Source organism: Rhodoferax sp. OV413, assembly GCF_900104385.1.
In the GTDB taxonomy this organism is placed as follows: Bacteria; Pseudomonadota; Gammaproteobacteria; order Burkholderiales; family Burkholderiaceae_C; genus Rhodoferax_B.
Window position 1 is genome coordinate 293,873 of the sequence record NZ_FNJA01000006.1, and the last position, 15,145, is coordinate 309,017.

The 15,145-nt window shown below is 65.0% G+C and carries 14 protein-coding genes; 7 read left to right on the forward strand and 7 right to left on the reverse strand.

Features of this window, described 5'->3' with window-relative positions:
* Positions 1-48 precede the first annotated feature (48 nt).
* Complete coding sequence (locus tag BLT66_RS20125; protein ID WP_092760459.1) at positions 49-921, forward strand: oxidoreductase; 873 nt, start codon at positions 49-51, stop codon at positions 919-921.
* A gap of 19 nt (positions 922-940) precedes the next feature.
* Here the strand turns inward: BLT66_RS20125 and BLT66_RS20130 are convergent, their stop codons facing one another.
* The 4 genes from BLT66_RS20130 to BLT66_RS20145 form a co-directional block, all read right to left on the reverse strand.
* Positions 941-1,465, reverse strand: a complete 525-nt coding sequence (locus tag BLT66_RS20130) for a GFA family protein (RefSeq protein ID WP_092760461.1) — start codon at positions 1,463-1,465, stop codon at positions 941-943.
* A 36-nt stretch (positions 1,466-1,501) separates the two neighbouring features.
* Complete coding sequence (locus tag BLT66_RS20135) at positions 1,502-2,371, reverse strand: alpha/beta hydrolase (protein ID WP_176955116.1); 870 nt, start codon at positions 2,369-2,371, stop codon at positions 1,502-1,504.
* A 165-nt stretch (positions 2,372-2,536) separates the two neighbouring features.
* A complete protein-coding gene (locus BLT66_RS20140; RefSeq protein ID WP_092760465.1) occupies positions 2,537-3,901 on the reverse strand; it encodes an FAD-containing oxidoreductase in 1,365 nt (454 codons plus the stop codon).
* The gene (locus BLT66_RS20145) at positions 3,898-4,377 is read right to left on the reverse strand and encodes a DUF4126 domain-containing protein (protein WP_092760467.1); all 480 of its coding nucleotides are present in this window, start codon (positions 4,375-4,377) and stop codon (positions 3,898-3,900) included. Before BLT66_RS20145 ends, BLT66_RS20140 begins: the two co-directional genes overlap by 4 nt.
* Before the next feature lie 125 nt (positions 4,378-4,502).
* Here BLT66_RS20145 and BLT66_RS20150 point away from each other — a divergent pair, with 125 nt between their 5' ends.
* The 4 genes from BLT66_RS20150 (at position 4,503) to slmA (ending at position 7,717) form a co-directional block, all read left to right on the forward strand.
* Complete coding sequence (locus BLT66_RS20150; protein WP_092760469.1) at positions 4,503-5,525, forward strand: pirin family protein; 1,023 nt, start codon at positions 4,503-4,505, stop codon at positions 5,523-5,525.
* A gap of 138 nt (positions 5,526-5,663) precedes the next feature.
* Positions 5,664-6,140 (forward strand): FKBP-type peptidyl-prolyl cis-trans isomerase, encoded by a 477-nt coding sequence (locus BLT66_RS20155; RefSeq protein ID WP_092760471.1) that lies wholly within the window; start codon positions 5,664-5,666, stop codon positions 6,138-6,140.
* A 53-nt stretch (positions 6,141-6,193) separates the two neighbouring features.
* Entirely contained in the window at positions 6,194-7,087 is an 894-nt protein-coding gene (gene argB, locus BLT66_RS20160; RefSeq protein ID WP_092760473.1) for an acetylglutamate kinase, read from the forward strand.
* Positions 7,088-7,093: 6 nt separating this feature from the next.
* Positions 7,094-7,717, forward strand: a complete 624-nt coding sequence (slmA, locus tag BLT66_RS20165; protein WP_092760475.1) for a nucleoid occlusion factor SlmA — start codon at positions 7,094-7,096, stop codon at positions 7,715-7,717.
* 27 nt (positions 7,718-7,744) lie between these two features.
* Here the strand turns inward: slmA and BLT66_RS20170 are convergent, their stop codons facing one another.
* Entirely contained in the window at positions 7,745-8,416 is a 672-nt protein-coding gene (locus tag BLT66_RS20170) for a substrate-binding periplasmic protein (protein ID WP_255407017.1), read from the reverse strand.
* A gap of 406 nt (positions 8,417-8,822) precedes the next feature.
* Between BLT66_RS20170 and BLT66_RS20175 the strand changes: the two genes are divergently transcribed.
* Together BLT66_RS20175 and cfa are read left to right on the forward strand one after the other, a co-directional pair.
* Entirely contained in the window at positions 8,823-11,249 is a 2,427-nt protein-coding gene (locus BLT66_RS20175; protein ID WP_176955117.1) for a bifunctional diguanylate cyclase/phosphodiesterase, read from the forward strand.
* Between the two features lie 308 nt (positions 11,250-11,557).
* Positions 11,558-12,745 carry a cyclopropane fatty acyl phospholipid synthase gene (gene cfa, locus BLT66_RS20180; RefSeq protein WP_255407024.1) on the forward strand — a complete coding sequence of 396 codons (1,188 nt, stop codon included), beginning with the start codon at positions 11,558-11,560 and terminating at the stop codon, positions 12,743-12,745.
* Here cfa and BLT66_RS20185 read toward each other — a convergent pair whose 3' ends face one another.
* A complete protein-coding gene (locus BLT66_RS20185; protein ID WP_255407018.1) occupies positions 12,746-14,293 on the reverse strand; it encodes a UxaA family hydrolase in 1,548 nt (515 codons plus the stop codon). It abuts the gene before it with no gap.
* Positions 14,290-15,027, reverse strand: a complete 738-nt coding sequence (locus BLT66_RS20190) for a FadR/GntR family transcriptional regulator (RefSeq protein WP_092760483.1) — start codon at positions 15,025-15,027, stop codon at positions 14,290-14,292. The genes BLT66_RS20185 and BLT66_RS20190 overlap by 4 nt, the downstream gene beginning before the upstream one ends.
* Positions 15,028-15,145: the final 118 nt, after the last annotated feature.

Genomic DNA, 15,145 nt, shown 5'->3' on the forward strand with positions numbered 1-15,145 from the left:
TGCAAAAACTACATTGCCCTACCGCAACATTGATTCAAGGACTTCAGCATGACAAGCAACACTACTTTCCCCCGCATCTGGATGGTCACCGGCGCATCGCGCGGCATAGGCGCGCGCATCACAGAAGCTGCGCTGGCCCAGGGCGACGCCGTGGTCGCCACCGCCCGCGACGCGGTTGCGCTGCAGCAGCGCTTTGGCCACAGCGAGGGCTTGCTGGCCCTGCCGCTGGACGTGACCGACGAAGCCCAGGCCGCGCGCGCCGTGGCTGCTGCGCTGGACCGCTTTGGCCGTATCGACGTGCTGGTCAACAACGCTGGCTACGGCCTGCTGGGCGCGGTGGAGGAAGCCAGCGCCGACGAGGTCCGCCGCCTGTACGAGACCAATGTGTTCGGCCTGCTGAACGTGACCCGCGCCGTGCTGCCCGCGATGCGGGCGCGCCGCCAGGGCCACGTCATCAATATCTCGTCGCTGGGTGGCTACCAGTCGGCGGCGGGCTTTGGCCTGTACTGTTCGACCAAGTTCGCGGTGGAAGGCCTGACCGAAGCCCTGCACGCCGAACTGGCGCCGCTGGGCATCCACGCCACGGTGGTCGAGCCCGGCTACTTCCGCACCGACTTTCTCGATGCCGCCTCCCTGGCGGTATCGCCCCGGGTGCTGGACGACTACGCGGCCAGCGCCGGCAAGGTGCGCGTGGCCGCCACGCGCATCAACCACCAGCAGCCCGGCGACCCGCTGCGGCTGGCCCAGGCGCTGCTGGCCCTGGTGGCATCGCCGACTCCGCCGCTGCGCCTGCCGCTGGGCACCGACACGCTGCAGACGATTGCCGACAAGCATGCGTTTGTGGAGCGCGAAACCGCGCAGTGGCGCACATTGGCAGCGTCGACAGATTTCCCCAAACAGGTCGCAGCGGCGGTTGTCTGATTTGCTATAAAAATAACAGCTACTTGCGCTTGTTTTTGTTTGGAGTTTTTGAGGGCGCCGTACCCGATGTCAGCCCCCGCTGCGCATGCCATTCGGCCAGCGAAAAGTCGGGGTAGCCGCCAAAGCGTGGGTCGCCCTTGTGGCCTTCGACCCGCACCCATGCGGCCTTGGAGTTCAGCAGGCAGTGCACGTTCTCCGGCGGCGTCGGCAGCGGGGTGTCGATGGCGCCGGCATGCGGATGCACCAGGTCGGGCCAACTCGGGTCCCACAGCCACAGCGCCGTGCCGCAGCGGCTGCAGAAGTGGCGCTGGCCGCTGCTGTGGCGCAGCTCGTCGCCCTCTTGGATCGTGGCTTGGTAGATTCTCAGATAGCGCTTGCCGGTGACGCGCAGCGTGCGGTGGTCGGCGCCCAGGTTGATGGCGTAGCCGCCGGTGCCGGCTGTCTTGCGGCAGATGCTGCAGTAGCAGCGCATGAAGGGCACGGGCTCGTGCGCATCGACCGAGAACTTCACGCTGCCGCAGTGGCAGGAGCCTTCCAGATGCATGTCGTTTCTCCTAAGGCTTGGGTTCGCGGGCCGGGCCTAAGCCGTCTGGACCTGCGCCTGGGCCACGGCCTGGTCGACCCAGTCGAGCACTGCGCCGTGCAGGCTGCTGTCGCTGGCCACCAGGTCTTCCAGCACGGTCAGGTGGTCGGCGCCGTCCACCATCAGCTGGGTGCTGGGGTGGCCGGCGTCCTGCCAGGCCGCGTGCATGCGCTGGGTCTGCACCAGGAAGGCTCGGGTCTCGGCGCCGCCCACGGCAAACAGTGCGGGCGCCGCCACCGCGCCAACCCGGCCTACCGGAGAATGGCGCCGCGCGCTTTCGGCGTCCAGGCCGAGCGCCCGGTTCAGGGTGGTGTCGACCAGCGGCGCCAGGTCGTACACGCCGCTGATGGCCAGCACGCCGTGGATGCGCGGGCTGGGCTGGGTGTCGTCATCGGCCAGCTTGTCGGTCAGCGCCAGTTCCACCGCGATATGGCCGCCCGCCGAATGGCCGCTGGCCAACAGCGGCAGATCGCCCTGGCCGCGCGCCAGCACGTGGCGGTGCACGGCCACCACCCCGCGCCGGGTTGCATCCACCAGCTCGCCCAGCGATACCTGCGGGCACAGCGGGTAGTTGACCAGGGCCACATGCAGGCCGCGCCGGGTGAAGGCCGGGGCGATGAAGCGGAAGGTCGATTTGTCGCGCGACTGCCAATAGCCGGCGTGGAAGAACAGCAGCGTGGCCCGCGGCCGGCCGCGCGCCGGGAAGAAGTCAAAGCACTCGCGGTGGCCGTCGCCGTAGCGGATGTCCAGCATGCCGGTGCTGGCCACGTCGGCGCTGAGGATGTCGAAATGCGGCAGCAGGGCCGCAAAGCTGAGGCGCGACTGTCCCGTCAGGTACTGGAACTGCGCGTCAGTAGGCTGTTGCATAGTGTCTCCAAAAGCTAGTTTGCTCTTTAAAAGATAGCTGGTGGCGCAGGTTCCATATGCGCCATGGCCTGATTTCGTCTGCCTATGGGTGGCCCATGGCATGCCAGGCTTTGTACTCTGGTTTGCTTGTGCCGCTGTCTCTGCCTTGGCACAAGCCTTTCAGCGTCAGGGCTTTAATTCGCCCAGCAGGGTGGGGATCAGCTCAGCCACCGTGGGGTGGATGTGCATGGCCTGCTGCAGCACCGGGTACGGCGCCTTGGCGGCCATCATGTCGAGAATGCTGTGGATGGCTTCGTCACCACCCACGCCCAGGATGGTGGCGCCCAGGATGGCCTGGGTCTGCGCGTCCACCACGATTTGCATGAAGCCGTCGGTCTCGGCTTTCTCTACCGCCCGGCCCACGCGGGCCATGGGCCGCATGCCGACCCGCACGTCATGGCCGGTCTTGCGGGCCTGCGCCGGGCTCAGGCCGACCCGGCCCAGCGGTGGGTCAATATACAGCGCATAGGTGTCGATGCGGTCGCTGAGTTTGCGGCTGGCGCCGTCCAGCAGGTTGGCCGCGACGATCTCGAAGTCGTTGTACGCCGTGTGGGTGAAGGCGCCGCGGCCATTGCAGTCGCCCAGCGCGTAGATGCCGGGCACGTTGGTTTGCAGCTGCTGGTTCACCACGATGTAACCGCGCGCATCCAGCGCCACGCCGGCCTGGTCCAGTGCCAGATCGTCGGTGTTCGGCCGGCGGCCCACGGCTACCAATACGTGAGAGCCAACGACCTCGGCATCGGCCGTGGTGCCGACCGCAATGTCGGCGCCGCGCCGGGCAAAGCGGATGCTGTCGGCGTTCAGATGGACGGCAATGCCCTCGCGCTCCAGGATGGCCTGTACCGCGCTGGACACCTCGGTGTCTTCGCGCGAGATGAGGCGCGGGCCGCGCTCGACTACCGTCACTTCGCTGCCGAAGCGCCGGTACATCTGGGCGAATTCCAGGCCGATATAGCTGCCGCCGACGATCACCAGATGCCGTGGCAGCTCGGCCAGCGCCATCATCGAGGTGTTGGTCAGATAAGGCACGTCGTCGATGCCCGGCAGGTCGGGGATGGACGCGCGTCCGCCTACGTTCAGGAAGATGCGTTCGGCGCTCAGCAGCGCATCGCCCACGCGCAAACTGCGCGCCGATTCGAAGCGCGCATGGCCTTCGAACACGGTGCAGCCGGCCATGCCTTTGAGCCAGGACTCGACGCCCTGGCGCGCATTCAGAGTCACCTTGTCCTTGCGGGCTTTGACCATCTGCATGTCCATGGCCAGGCTGCCGGCGATCTGCACACCGAACTCGGCCGCGCGGCGCACCACATGGGCGGCACGGGCGCTGGCGATCAAGGTCTTGGTCGGCATGCAGCCGGTGTTGACGCAGGTGCCTCCGAACAGCTGGCGCTCCACCAGCGCCACACGTTGGCCGGCGGCCGTCAGGCGCCCGGCCAGCGAGGGCCCAGCCTGGCCGGCGCCGACGATGATGGCGTCGAAACGCTGGCTCATAGCGTGAGCGGTGTAGACACGATGACGATGGCGCCGACGACTGCCACCAGGTCTTCCAGCAGTGCGGCAGGCAGGTCTTTGCCGAAGGACTTGGCCAGCTTGCTGCGGGCCAGCGCGCCGCCCAGTGTGCCGATCACCGCCCCGGCCACGCCGGCCACCAGGCCGGGCAGCAAGGCGCCGACCGAAGCGCCTATGGTGGCGCCGCAGAGGCCACCGCTGGCCAGGCGCGCGCCAAACTGCATGGGTACCTTGCGGCTCGGGGTTTGTGGCAGCTGGTCGGTGACCATCTCGATGGCGGCCAGCAGGGTGAAGATATAGGGGGTGTAGGCATGGCCCATGAAGGCCAGCGGTGTGCCTGTGACGGGCAACCAGCCCAGCTGTGCGGCCCAGCTGACGGCGGCCGGCGCCGTCATGGCGCGCAGGCCTGCGATCACGCCGATCAGCAATGCCAAAACATAGACTGCATAGACTGGCATAGGGGGGCTCTCCTGGTTGCCGGGGCAGTGTATCGTCGAGTTTGGGTTAGCGCTAGCCCAGGCGCGGCCACCGGTTGAATCCCGGCCCGCCGACCCCATTTGTCCGTTTTGAAGGAAAGCCCGCCATGCCAGCCAGCCAGCCTGTTCTGCACGTCAAACCCTTAGGTTTCCCCTGGGAAACCATGGACCCGTTCCTGTTCTGCGCCTACCACGACGACGCCTATCCGAAGGCCAATGGGGATCTCGGTCCGGCCGCCTCGCTGGCCGGGCGCGCCATCGGCCAGGACTTCAGCCGCAAGGACGGCTGGAGCATGTACCACGGCGAGACCGTGCCCGGCTTTCCGCCGCACCCGCACCGCGGCTTCGAGACCGTGACCGTGGTGCGCAAGGGCCTGGTTGACCACGCCGACTCGCTGGGCGCCAGCGCGCGCTACGGCGCTGGCGATGTGCAGTGGCTGACCACCGGCCGCGGCATCGTGCATGCCGAGATGTTCCCGCTGCTGGACCAAGCCCAGCCGAACCCGCTGGAGCTGTTCCAGATCTGGCTGAACCTGCCGGCGCGCAACAAGATGGTGGAGCCGCACTTCACCATGTTCTGGCAGCAGGACGTGCCGCGCTACAGCCATACCGATGCGGGGGGCCGAAGTACCCGGGTGCTGGTCACCGCCGGCCAGCTGGGCGATGTGCAGCCGCTGGCGCCACCGCCCGATTCCTTTGCTGCCCAGGCCGATGCCGACGTGGCCATCTGGACCATCAGCATGGAGCCCGGTGCGCGCTGGACCCTGCCGGCCGCCGCGGGCGCGCAGACGCGGCGCCAGCTGTACTTCTTCAAAGGCGGGGCGGTGCAGATCGCCGGCCAGGCGCTGGACAGCCATGCCGTCATAGCCCTGGACGCCGGGGCGGACGTGGAGTTGGTCAACGGCCCGGAGCTCAGCGAATTCCTGCTGCTGCAGGGCCGGCCGCTGGGCGAGCCGGTGGCGCAGTACGGCCCCTTCGTGATGAACACCCGGGCCGAGATCGAGCAGGCCATGGCCGACTACCGGCGCACCCAGTTCGGTGGCTGGCCCTGGGGCGACGCGGCGCCGGTGCACGGCACCGACCCCGCGCGCTTCACCCAGATGCTGGGCGGCGAGAAGGTCTTGGCCTGAGCCTGCAATACTTTTGATAGCTACTGGCGCAGGTGGTATCTGCGCTGGCGGTCGATTTCGCGTAAAAATCTGGACGATGGGCGGCGTGCGCGAAAATAAGCCACGCAACCTCTTACCGAGCTACTTACCGAGTCCTCCATGAAAATCGAAAAAAACACCGCCGTTACCCTGCGCTACAAAGTCGCAGACGCCAAGGGCAAGCTGATCGAAGCGCCGAAAGACCCGATGGTCTACCTGCACGGCGGCTACAACAACACCCTGCCCAAGATCGAAGAAGCCCTGGAAGGCCGCGTGGCCGGCTACCAGGTCACCTTGAACCTGCAGCCTGAAGACGCCTTCGGCCTGCGCGACGAAACGCTGGTGCGCAGCATCCCCAAGAGCGAATTCCCGCCCGGCGTAAAGGTCGGCGGCCAGCTCAAGGGCCGCAGCGACGACGGCCGCGAGCACATCTACAACGTGGTCAAGATAAAGGGCCCCGAGGTATTGCTGGACGGCAACCACGCCCTGGCTGGCCAGGCCCTGCAGTTCACCGTGACGGTGATCAGCGTGCGCGCCGCGTCGGATGAAGAGGTGGCGCACCAGCACGTGCACGGTGAGCACGGCCACCACCATTAAGCTGTTCCGTCATCCAGCCCTGATTTAATCCGCTCTTTTTGGGAAACCGCACCATGACCACCCCTTCCGCCGTGATGGCTCCGCGTGACAAGGCCGACATCCTGGCCCAGGCCCTGCCGTATATCCGCAAGTACCACGGCAAGACCATGGTCATCAAATACGGCGGTAACGCCATGACCGAGCCGGCGCTGCAAAAAGCCTTTGCCGAAGACGTGGTGCTGCTCAAGCTGGTCGGCATCAACCCGGTGGTGGTGCACGGCGGTGGCCCGCAGATCGAAGCCGCGCTGGGCCGCCTGGGCAAGAAGGGCCAGTTCATCCAGGGCATGCGCGTCACCGACGAGGAAACCATGGAAGTGGTCGAATGGGTGCTGGCCGGCCAGGTGCAGCAGGACATCGTGGGCCTGATCAACCAGGCCGGCGGCAAGGCCGTAGGCCTGACCGGGCGTGACGGCGCGATGATCCGTGCCAAGAAGCTGCGCATGGCCGACAACACCGACCCCAGCATCGAGCACGACATCGGCCAGGTTGGCGAGATCGAGAGCATCGACGCCAGCGTGGTCAAGTCGCTGCAAGACGATGCCTTCATCCCCGTGGTCAGCCCCATCGGCTTTGGCGAGAACAACGAGAGCTACAACATCAACGCCGACGTGGTGGCCGGCAAGCTGGCGATCCAGCTGCAGGCCGAGAAGCTGCTGATGCTGAGCAACATCCCCGGCGTGCTGAACAAGGCCGGCGAACTGCTGACCGACCTGACCGCGGCAGACATCGACGGCCTGTTTGCCGACGGCACCTTGTCGGGCGGCATGCTGCCCAAGATCGCCGGCGCGCTGGACGCGGCCAAGAGCGGCGTCAAGGCGGTGCACATCATCGACGGCCGGGTGCCGCATGCGCTGCTGCTGGAGATCCTGAGCGACCAGGCTTTCGGCACCATGATCCGTTCGAGCTAGGCCGCAATGGAGCACGACGCCGAGCTGCTGGACACCGCTGCACCGCGCAAGCGGCCCAAGCCCGGCGAGCGCCGGGTGCAGATACTGCAAACCCTGGCCGCCATGCTGCAGCAGCCGGGCGCCGAGCGCATCACCACCGCCGCGCTGGCGGCCAGGCTGGAAGTCAGCGAAGCCGCGCTGTACCGACATTTCGCCAGCAAGGCGCAGATGTTCGAAGGCCTGATCGAGTTCATCGAACAGTCGGTGTTCTCGCTGGTGAACCAGATCATGGCGAACGACGACGGCAATGGCCTGCGCCAGGCCAGCCGCATCGTCTCGGTGCTGCTGCAGTTCGGCGAGAAGAACCCCGGCATGACCCGGGTGATGGTCGGCGACGCGTTGGTGTTTGAAAACGAACGCCTGCAGCAGCGCATGAACCTGTTTTTCGACAAGATCGAGGCCACGCTGCGCCAATGCCTGCGCGCCGCCAGCGCCGGTTCTGAAACCCCCACGGTGGACGCCCAGGTGCGGGCATCGGTGCTGACCTCTTTTGTCGCCGGTCGGCTACAGCGCTTTGCGCGCTCGGGTTTTACCCGGCTGCCGACCGAGCACCTGGAAGCCAGCCTGCGGAGCTTGCTGGCAGCGGCCTAGCAGCCCGCTGTCTGCCGCTACGTGCCGCTACTGCATGTACTTGGCGTAGATGGCATCGAAGGATTTGTCTGCCTTCATGGACGCCAGCGCCTTGTTGAACTCGGCAATAGTTTGTGCGTAGTCGCGCTTTTTGTTGAACGCCAGATAGCTGGGAATGGACTCCACCGCGGGAGTTAGCTCCTTGATCTTGCCCATGGAGCCGGCCTGTTTGGCGGCGTCCAGAAACACATAGCGGTAGCTGGGTGAAATATCAATGCGCTTGGCCGCAAGCATGGCCACCAGGCTGTCAACGCTGCTGGTATGGGTGACTTTCGCCCAGGTGCCATTCTTGATTAAGGTATCGATTCCCGGGCCGTAACTGGTGTCCCGGATCACGCCAACCCGGTGGTTCGCCAGGGCCGCCAGATTGCCGTTGAATCGGATGCGGGAATCGGCGTGCACAAAAAATACCTCGACCTGGGTAATCACCGGGATGTCGGTGTAGGCCAGAAACGCTTCTCGTTCGGGTAGCTTGAACACCGAAAATATCCCGTCGACATTGCCATCGCGCACTTCCGCCAGGCAGCGTGCCCAGGGCATCAACTGGATTTTGACGGACTGGCCAGACCGTCGGAAAGCCTCGGTCACCAGGTCCACAAGAATGCCCACCGGTTTGCCGTCCTTCATATAGGCGGTGGGGCGGCTGTCGGCAGCAACCAAAACCAGGTCTTTGGCATAAACCGCTTGTGACAGCAGGCCGGTGGCGAGCAGGGCCCACAGCCAAGTTAGCCAAGTTCTCCATAAACGAGAAAACAGAACCCTCTTGCTTTTTGCCATAGTGCGTTTTTCGCTGGTCTGCGGTGTGGATGTCGCCACGGCGGCGAATACTGAAACCTGGATATTTATACCCTGGCTTTGTGGCTGGAACGGGGTTTAAATGCAGGACTGCGCGCTTGCTGGCCGAGTGGCTCATCGACCAGGAATGGCACACGCATCGCACACGCGTATATCCGCATGTTTTCCAGCTTGCCCAGGTTTTAAGATCGTGGACACGTTCTGAGGGGACCCAACGCGGGCGGGAACGACAAAACCATCTTGGATGCCACCCCCAGCCGCTGGAGAGCTGATGAAACTTGCCGACGCTCTTAAAGTGAATTTTTTCAGCAAGGCACTGGTTCGCAATAACGGCATCGCGCGCAAGATCATGCTGGCCGTGGTCTTGTTCAGCTCCGCGGTGACCGCTGTCATCACCGCGGTGGAGCTCTACCTGGACTACCGCGGCGACATACGCGGGATCCACGAGCGGGTGGAGTCGATCCGCAAGGTGTATCTGCCCACCTTGGTGGAGAGCGTGTGGGTGCTGGAGCCCACCCAGATCCAGAACCACCTCAACGGCCTGATGAACCTGGGCGATATCGAGTACGTGGGCATTGTTTCCGACGGCAAGACCCAGTGGTCGGCCGGCGCGCGGTCCTCCAAGCGCCAGATCGAAACCGTCTTCCCCTTGAACCGCGCCAGTTCTGGCGAGAGCGTGTTGATCGGCGAGCTGCAGGTGGTCGCCAGCGTGGACAACGTGGTGTCGCGGCTGTGGTCTAAATTCATGGTCATGCTGGTGAGCAATGCCATCAAGACCTTTTTGGTCACCGCCTTCGTTTTGCTGATCTTCCAGGCTTTGGTGGGCCAGCACCTGGAGCATATTGCCGGCTACCTGCGGCAGTTTTCAAAGAATGTATCCAGCGAGCAGGCCTTGCAGCTCAACCGCAGTGAGGATGGCCGCTGGCGCCCCGATGCGCTGGACCACGTGGCGAACGCCGTTAACCAGATGCGCGACGAGATCATGCGCTCCGGTGCCAAGCTCAAAGCCAGCAACCAGCGGCTGGAGTCGATGGTCAAGAACTCGCCGCTGGCCATTTATACCAGCGACCTCAACTATATTGTGAGCAGCTGGAACCCGGCTGCACAGAGGATGTTTGGCTGGACTGCCGAAGAAGCCATTGGACAGAAGGTGCTCTTCATACCGAAGGACAAGGTGCAGGAGTACGAACACATTGCTTCCAGATTGCGCAATGGGGAGTCGCTCAACCAGGTCGAGTTGGTACGGCAGCGCCGTGACGGCTCGGTCATCCATATCAGTCTGTCTACCGCGCCCTTATTGACCACCGACGGGCAACCTTATGACTACCTGTTTCTGGTGGCTGATATCACCGAGCGCAAGCTGGCCGAGCAGCAGATCCAGTTCCAGGCTTTCCACGACGCGCTGACCGGCCTGCCCAACCGCCTGTTGCTGCAGGACCGCTTCGAGCAGGCCAAGGCCCATGCGAGCCGGGCCAACCAGCGGCTGATGCTGCTGTTTCTGGATCTGGACAACTTCAAGAGCATCAACGACACGCTGGGCCACGACAGCGGTGACGCCTTCCTCCAGCAGATCGCCACCCGCCTGGGTGCCTGCCTGCGCGAAACCGACACCATCAGCCGGCTGGGCGGCGATGAGTTCCTGATTCTCTTGCCCGACCTGGCCCAGGTGGACGATGCGGCGCCGCTGCTGGCCAAGCTGATGGAGCAGATGCAGCTACCCTTTGATGCCGCAGGCCATGAAATTTCGACTTCGGTGTCCATGGGCGTGACCATCTTCCCCGACGACGGCACGAGCTTCGAGAGCCTGCTCAAAAAGGCCGACATGGCCATGTACAAAGCCAAGAGCGACGGGCGAAATACCTACCGCTTCTTCGACGACGCGATGGACGTGGAGGCGGTCGAACACCAGTTCATCCGCAATGGCCTGCGCCGCGCGCTGGAGCGCAATGAATTCGTGCTGCATTACCAGCCCCAGATGGACCTGGCCAGCGGCGCCATCATTGGCGTCGAGGCGCTGATACGCTGGAACCACCCCCAGCTGGGCATGGTGTCGCCCGCACGCTTCATACCGGTGTCCGAAGAGTGCGGTTTGATCGTTCCCATTGGCGACTGGGTGCTGCGTGAGGCCTGTCGCCAGGCCGTGGCCTGGCAGCGCGCCGGGCTGCCCGAACTGTGCATGGCGGTGAACCTGTCGGCCGTGCAGTTCAAGCGCGGTAGCGTGGAACAGTCGGTGGCCCAGGCGCTGGAAGAAACCCGCCTGGACCCCGCGCTGCTGGAGCTGGAGCTGACCGAATCCATTCTGATACAGAACGTGGAAGGGGTGCTGGACTGTGTCAAGCGCCTGAAGCTGCTGGGTGTGAAGCTGTCGATCGATGATTTCGGCACCGGTTATTCCAGCCTGTCGTATCTGAAGCGCTTCGACATCGACAAGCTCAAGATCGACCAGTCTTTCGTGCGTGATCTGGGTACGGACCCCGACGACGCCGCCATCGTGCGGGCCATCATCCAGATGGCCCGCAGCCTGAACCTGCGCACCATCGCCGAAGGCGTGGAGACCGCCGACATGCTGCACCAGCTGCGCGCCTTCGGTTGCGACGAGGCGCAGGGCTACTACTTTGCGCGGCCGATGTCGACGGACGACATAGCCAGCTACCTGCGCCGCCAGGCGAAGACGGCTGAAGTTTGGCCTGCGATTTGAGAGTCCGGGCCACCATCGACGTGGGACGGGTGTTTGCTATTTAAAAGATAGCTTGTAGCGCAGATACTGCTTGCGCCAGAGCCCCATTTTCTTAAATTTCGAATTTGTTTCCAGGCGTTTCAATGCCTGCGAAAAACGGTACTCTCGCGTGTAAATTTACAAAAACTATCGATTGAATTGCCTTAATTTTCTTACGGGGAATAGGCAGTCCGCGTACGCTTGGAACATCCTGGGCTGGGCTGAAAGGACGCAGCATGAGCGATCGCAAGATGCAATGGAGCACGGCTGCCGGCATGCCGGCGAGTGGCATGCGCGAACGCCGGCCTCGGCGGGCTCCGTCTACCGAGGCCGTCCCAGCCCAGGCGGCGGTACCGGCCGTGGTGGCTGAGCTGCTGGCCGCGGCCGATGTGCGCATCAACGGCGACCGGCCCTGGGACATCCAGGTGCACAACCCGCGGCTGTTTGCCCGGGTGCTGCGCGACTGGTCGCTGGGCTTTGGCGAGTCCTATGTGGATGGCGACTGGGACTGTGAGCAGCTGGACGCGCTGTTTACCCGCCTGTTGCTCACCGATATCGAGTCGCGCGCGGTCGGCTGGGGCCGGGTTCGGCTGCTGGCCGAGAACCTGCGGCACCGCTTCTTCAACCTGCAGTCGCGGCAGCGCGCGTTCCAGGTCGGCGAGCAGCATTACGACGCCGGTAACGACTTGTTCGAGGCCATGCTCGACAGCCGGATGATGTACTCCTGCGGTTACTGGCAGAGCGCCCAGGATCTGGAGCAGGCGCAGTTCGACAAGCTCGACATGATCTGCCGCAAGCTGCAGCTGCGCCGCGGCGAGTCGCTGCTGGACATAGGCTGTGGCTGGGGCGGGCTGGCCCAGTTCGCGGCCCAGTACTACGGCGTGGCGGTCACCGGCGTCACGGTGTCCAAGGAGCAGCTGGCGTTGGCCCAGCAGCGCTGCCAGGGCCTGCCGGTGGCGCTGAAGCTGATGGACTACCGGGAGCTGCAAGGCCAGTTCGACAAGATCGTCTCGGTTGGCATGTTCGAGCATGTGGGTGCCAAGAACTACGCCACCTACTTCGCTACCGCCGAGCGCCTGCTGGCACCCGAGGGCCTGTTCCTGCTGCACACCATTGGCCTGAACGAAGCCTCGCGCAGCACCGACCGCTGGATCGACAAGTACGTGTTCTCCAACGGCAAGCTGCCGTCGCCGGCGGAGATCTCCGTGGCCGTGGAGAGCCATTTCCTGATCGAGGACTGGCACAACTTCGGCTCCGACTACGACCGCACGCTGATGGCCTGGTACCAGAAATTCCAGCAGGCCTGGCCGGCGCTGAGCCCGTACTACAGCCCGCGCTTCTACCGCATGTGGCAGTACTACCTGCTGTGCTGCGCGGGCTTCTTCCGGGCCCGGCAAGGCCAACTGTGGCAGCTGGTGCTGACGCACCGGCACCGCGCCGAGGTGTACCGTTCGGTGCGGCCCGCCAGCCAGCCCTGACTACATCACCGCGCCAACCTGCCAGGGCACGAACTCGTTCTGGCCGTAGCCGTGGCGTTCGCTCTTGCTTTGCTCGCCGGAGGCGGTGGCCAGCACCAGCTCAAAAATGCGCTGGCCCATCTCCTGCACCGAGCTGCTGCCGTCGATGATCTCGCCGCAGTTGATATCCATGTCTTCTTCCTGCCGCTGCCAGAGCGCCGAATTGGTGGCCAGCTTGAGTGACGGCGAGGGTGCGCAGCCGTAGGCGCTGCCGCGGCCGGTGGTGAAGCAGATCACATTCGCCCCGCCGGCCACCTGGCCGGTGGCGCTTACCGGGTCGTAGCCCGGCGTGTCCATGAAGACGAAGCCGTGCGCCGTCACCGGCTCGGCGTATTCAAACACGCCTTCCAGGTTGGTGGTGCCGCCCTTGGCGACCGCGCCCAGGGACTTTTCCAGGATGGTGGTGAGTCCGCCGGCCTTGTTGCCGGGCGAGGGGTTGTTGTTCATTTCGCCGCCGTTGATCTCGGTGTAATGCTCCCACCATTTGATGCGGGCGATCAGCTTTTCGGCGATGGCCGGCTGCACCGCGCGGCGCGTCAGCAAATGCTCGGCGCCGTAGACCTCAGGGGTTTCGCTGAGGATGGCCGTGCCACCATGGGCTACCAGCAGGTCGACCGCCGCGCCCAACGCCGGGTTGGCGCTGATGCCCGAATAGCCGTCCGAGCCGCCGCACTGCAGGCCGATGGTGATGTGCGATACGCTGCAGGGTTCGCGCCGCACATTGTTGGCGCTGGCTAGCATGTCGGTGATCAGCGCAATGCCCTTCTCCACTGACTGGCGGGTGCCGCCGGCGTCCTGGATGTTGTAGCTGCGCAGGGTATCGCCCTCGCGCAGGCTGCTGCGGGCCAGCCAGGCGCTGGTCTGGTTGACCTCGCAGCCCAGACCGATCACCAGCACCGCGCCGAAGTTGGCATGGGTGGCGTAGCCGGCTAAGGTGCGTTCCAGCAGCTGCAGGCCCAGGCCTTCGCTGTCCATGCCGCAGCCGGTGCCGTGGGTCAGGGCGACCACGCCATCGATCTGCGGATAGTCGGCCAGCGCGGCCGGGTTGGTCTGGCGCGAGAAGTGGGCGGCGATGGCCCGGGCCACGGTGGCCGAGCAGTTCACGCTGCTCAGGATGCCGATGTAGTTGCGCGTGGCGACCCGGCCATCGGCGCGCTTGATGCCCATGAACGTGGCCTCCTGGCGCGGCGCCGCGGCTTTGACATCGGCGCCAAACGCGTAGTCGCGGCTGAAGTCGCCCTTGTCCGAACCCATGTTCAGGTTGTGGGTGTGCACATGCTCACCGGGGGTGATGGCGCGCGAGGCAAAGCCGATGATCTGGTTGTAGCGCCGCACCGGTTCGCCGGCGGCAATCGCCCGGGTGGCGATCTTGTGGCCGGGCGGCACCAGGCCTTTGATGGGAATGCCGTCGACGCTGGTGCCGCTGAGCAGCTGGGCGCGGGCGATGAGCACATCGTCGGCAGGGTGGAGGCGGATGAAGGGAGGCGTGGCCATGGTGGGTTCTTTCATGCGGGGGTGGCGTGCTGCCAGCTGGCGCTGAGGCGGCTGTGGGATTTGTCCATATGGGCGTGCATGGCGGCGCGGGCGGCGGCCGGGTCCTGGGCGCGGATGGCGGCCAGGATGGTCTGGTGCTCCTTCAGCGCGGTGCGCCAGGAGCGCGGGGTTTCAAAGTAGCCACCGAGCCGGGTGAACAGCGGGCCGCGCCGGGCGTCCCAGAAGCTGTGCACGGTCTCTACCAGCACGGCATTGCCACTAGCCTGCACGATGGCCGAGTGGAAGGCGCGGTCGCCGTCCAGCGGCGCGCTGCCCTGGGCGGCTTCGGCCTGCATGGTCAGCAAGGCCTGCTCCATGGCATGGATGTGTTCGGGCTGGGCCAGGCTGGCGGCTAGCGCAGCGGTTTCGCCTTCGATCACCCGGCGCGCGCGGATCAGTTCCAGCGGACCCCACTCGGTGGGCGAAACCGCCGTTGCGGGTCCTGTAGATCCGACCGTTGTGCTCTGGCTGCGCGCGTTGCGCTCCAGCACATAGACGCCCGAGCCGGTGCGCACCTCGACCCAGCCTTCGACTTCCAGCGCAATCAGCGCCTCGCGCACCGACGGCCGGCTCACGCCCAGCTGCACCGCCAGCTCGCGCTCGGCCGGCAGGCGCGTGCCGACGGCGAATTCGCCCGACAGCATGCCGGCGCGCAGTTGCTCGGCAATCTGGCGGTACAGGCGTTGGGGTTCCAGGGGTTGCAGGGGCATGGGTGGGTAAAGACGGAGGATTAAGGGTTAGCCTTAGTTGGCCAAGTGGTAAGGCCAATTCATAATTCCACAGATTATCCGCGCCTACATCGGGCAAAACCCTGAAACCACTGGAGCA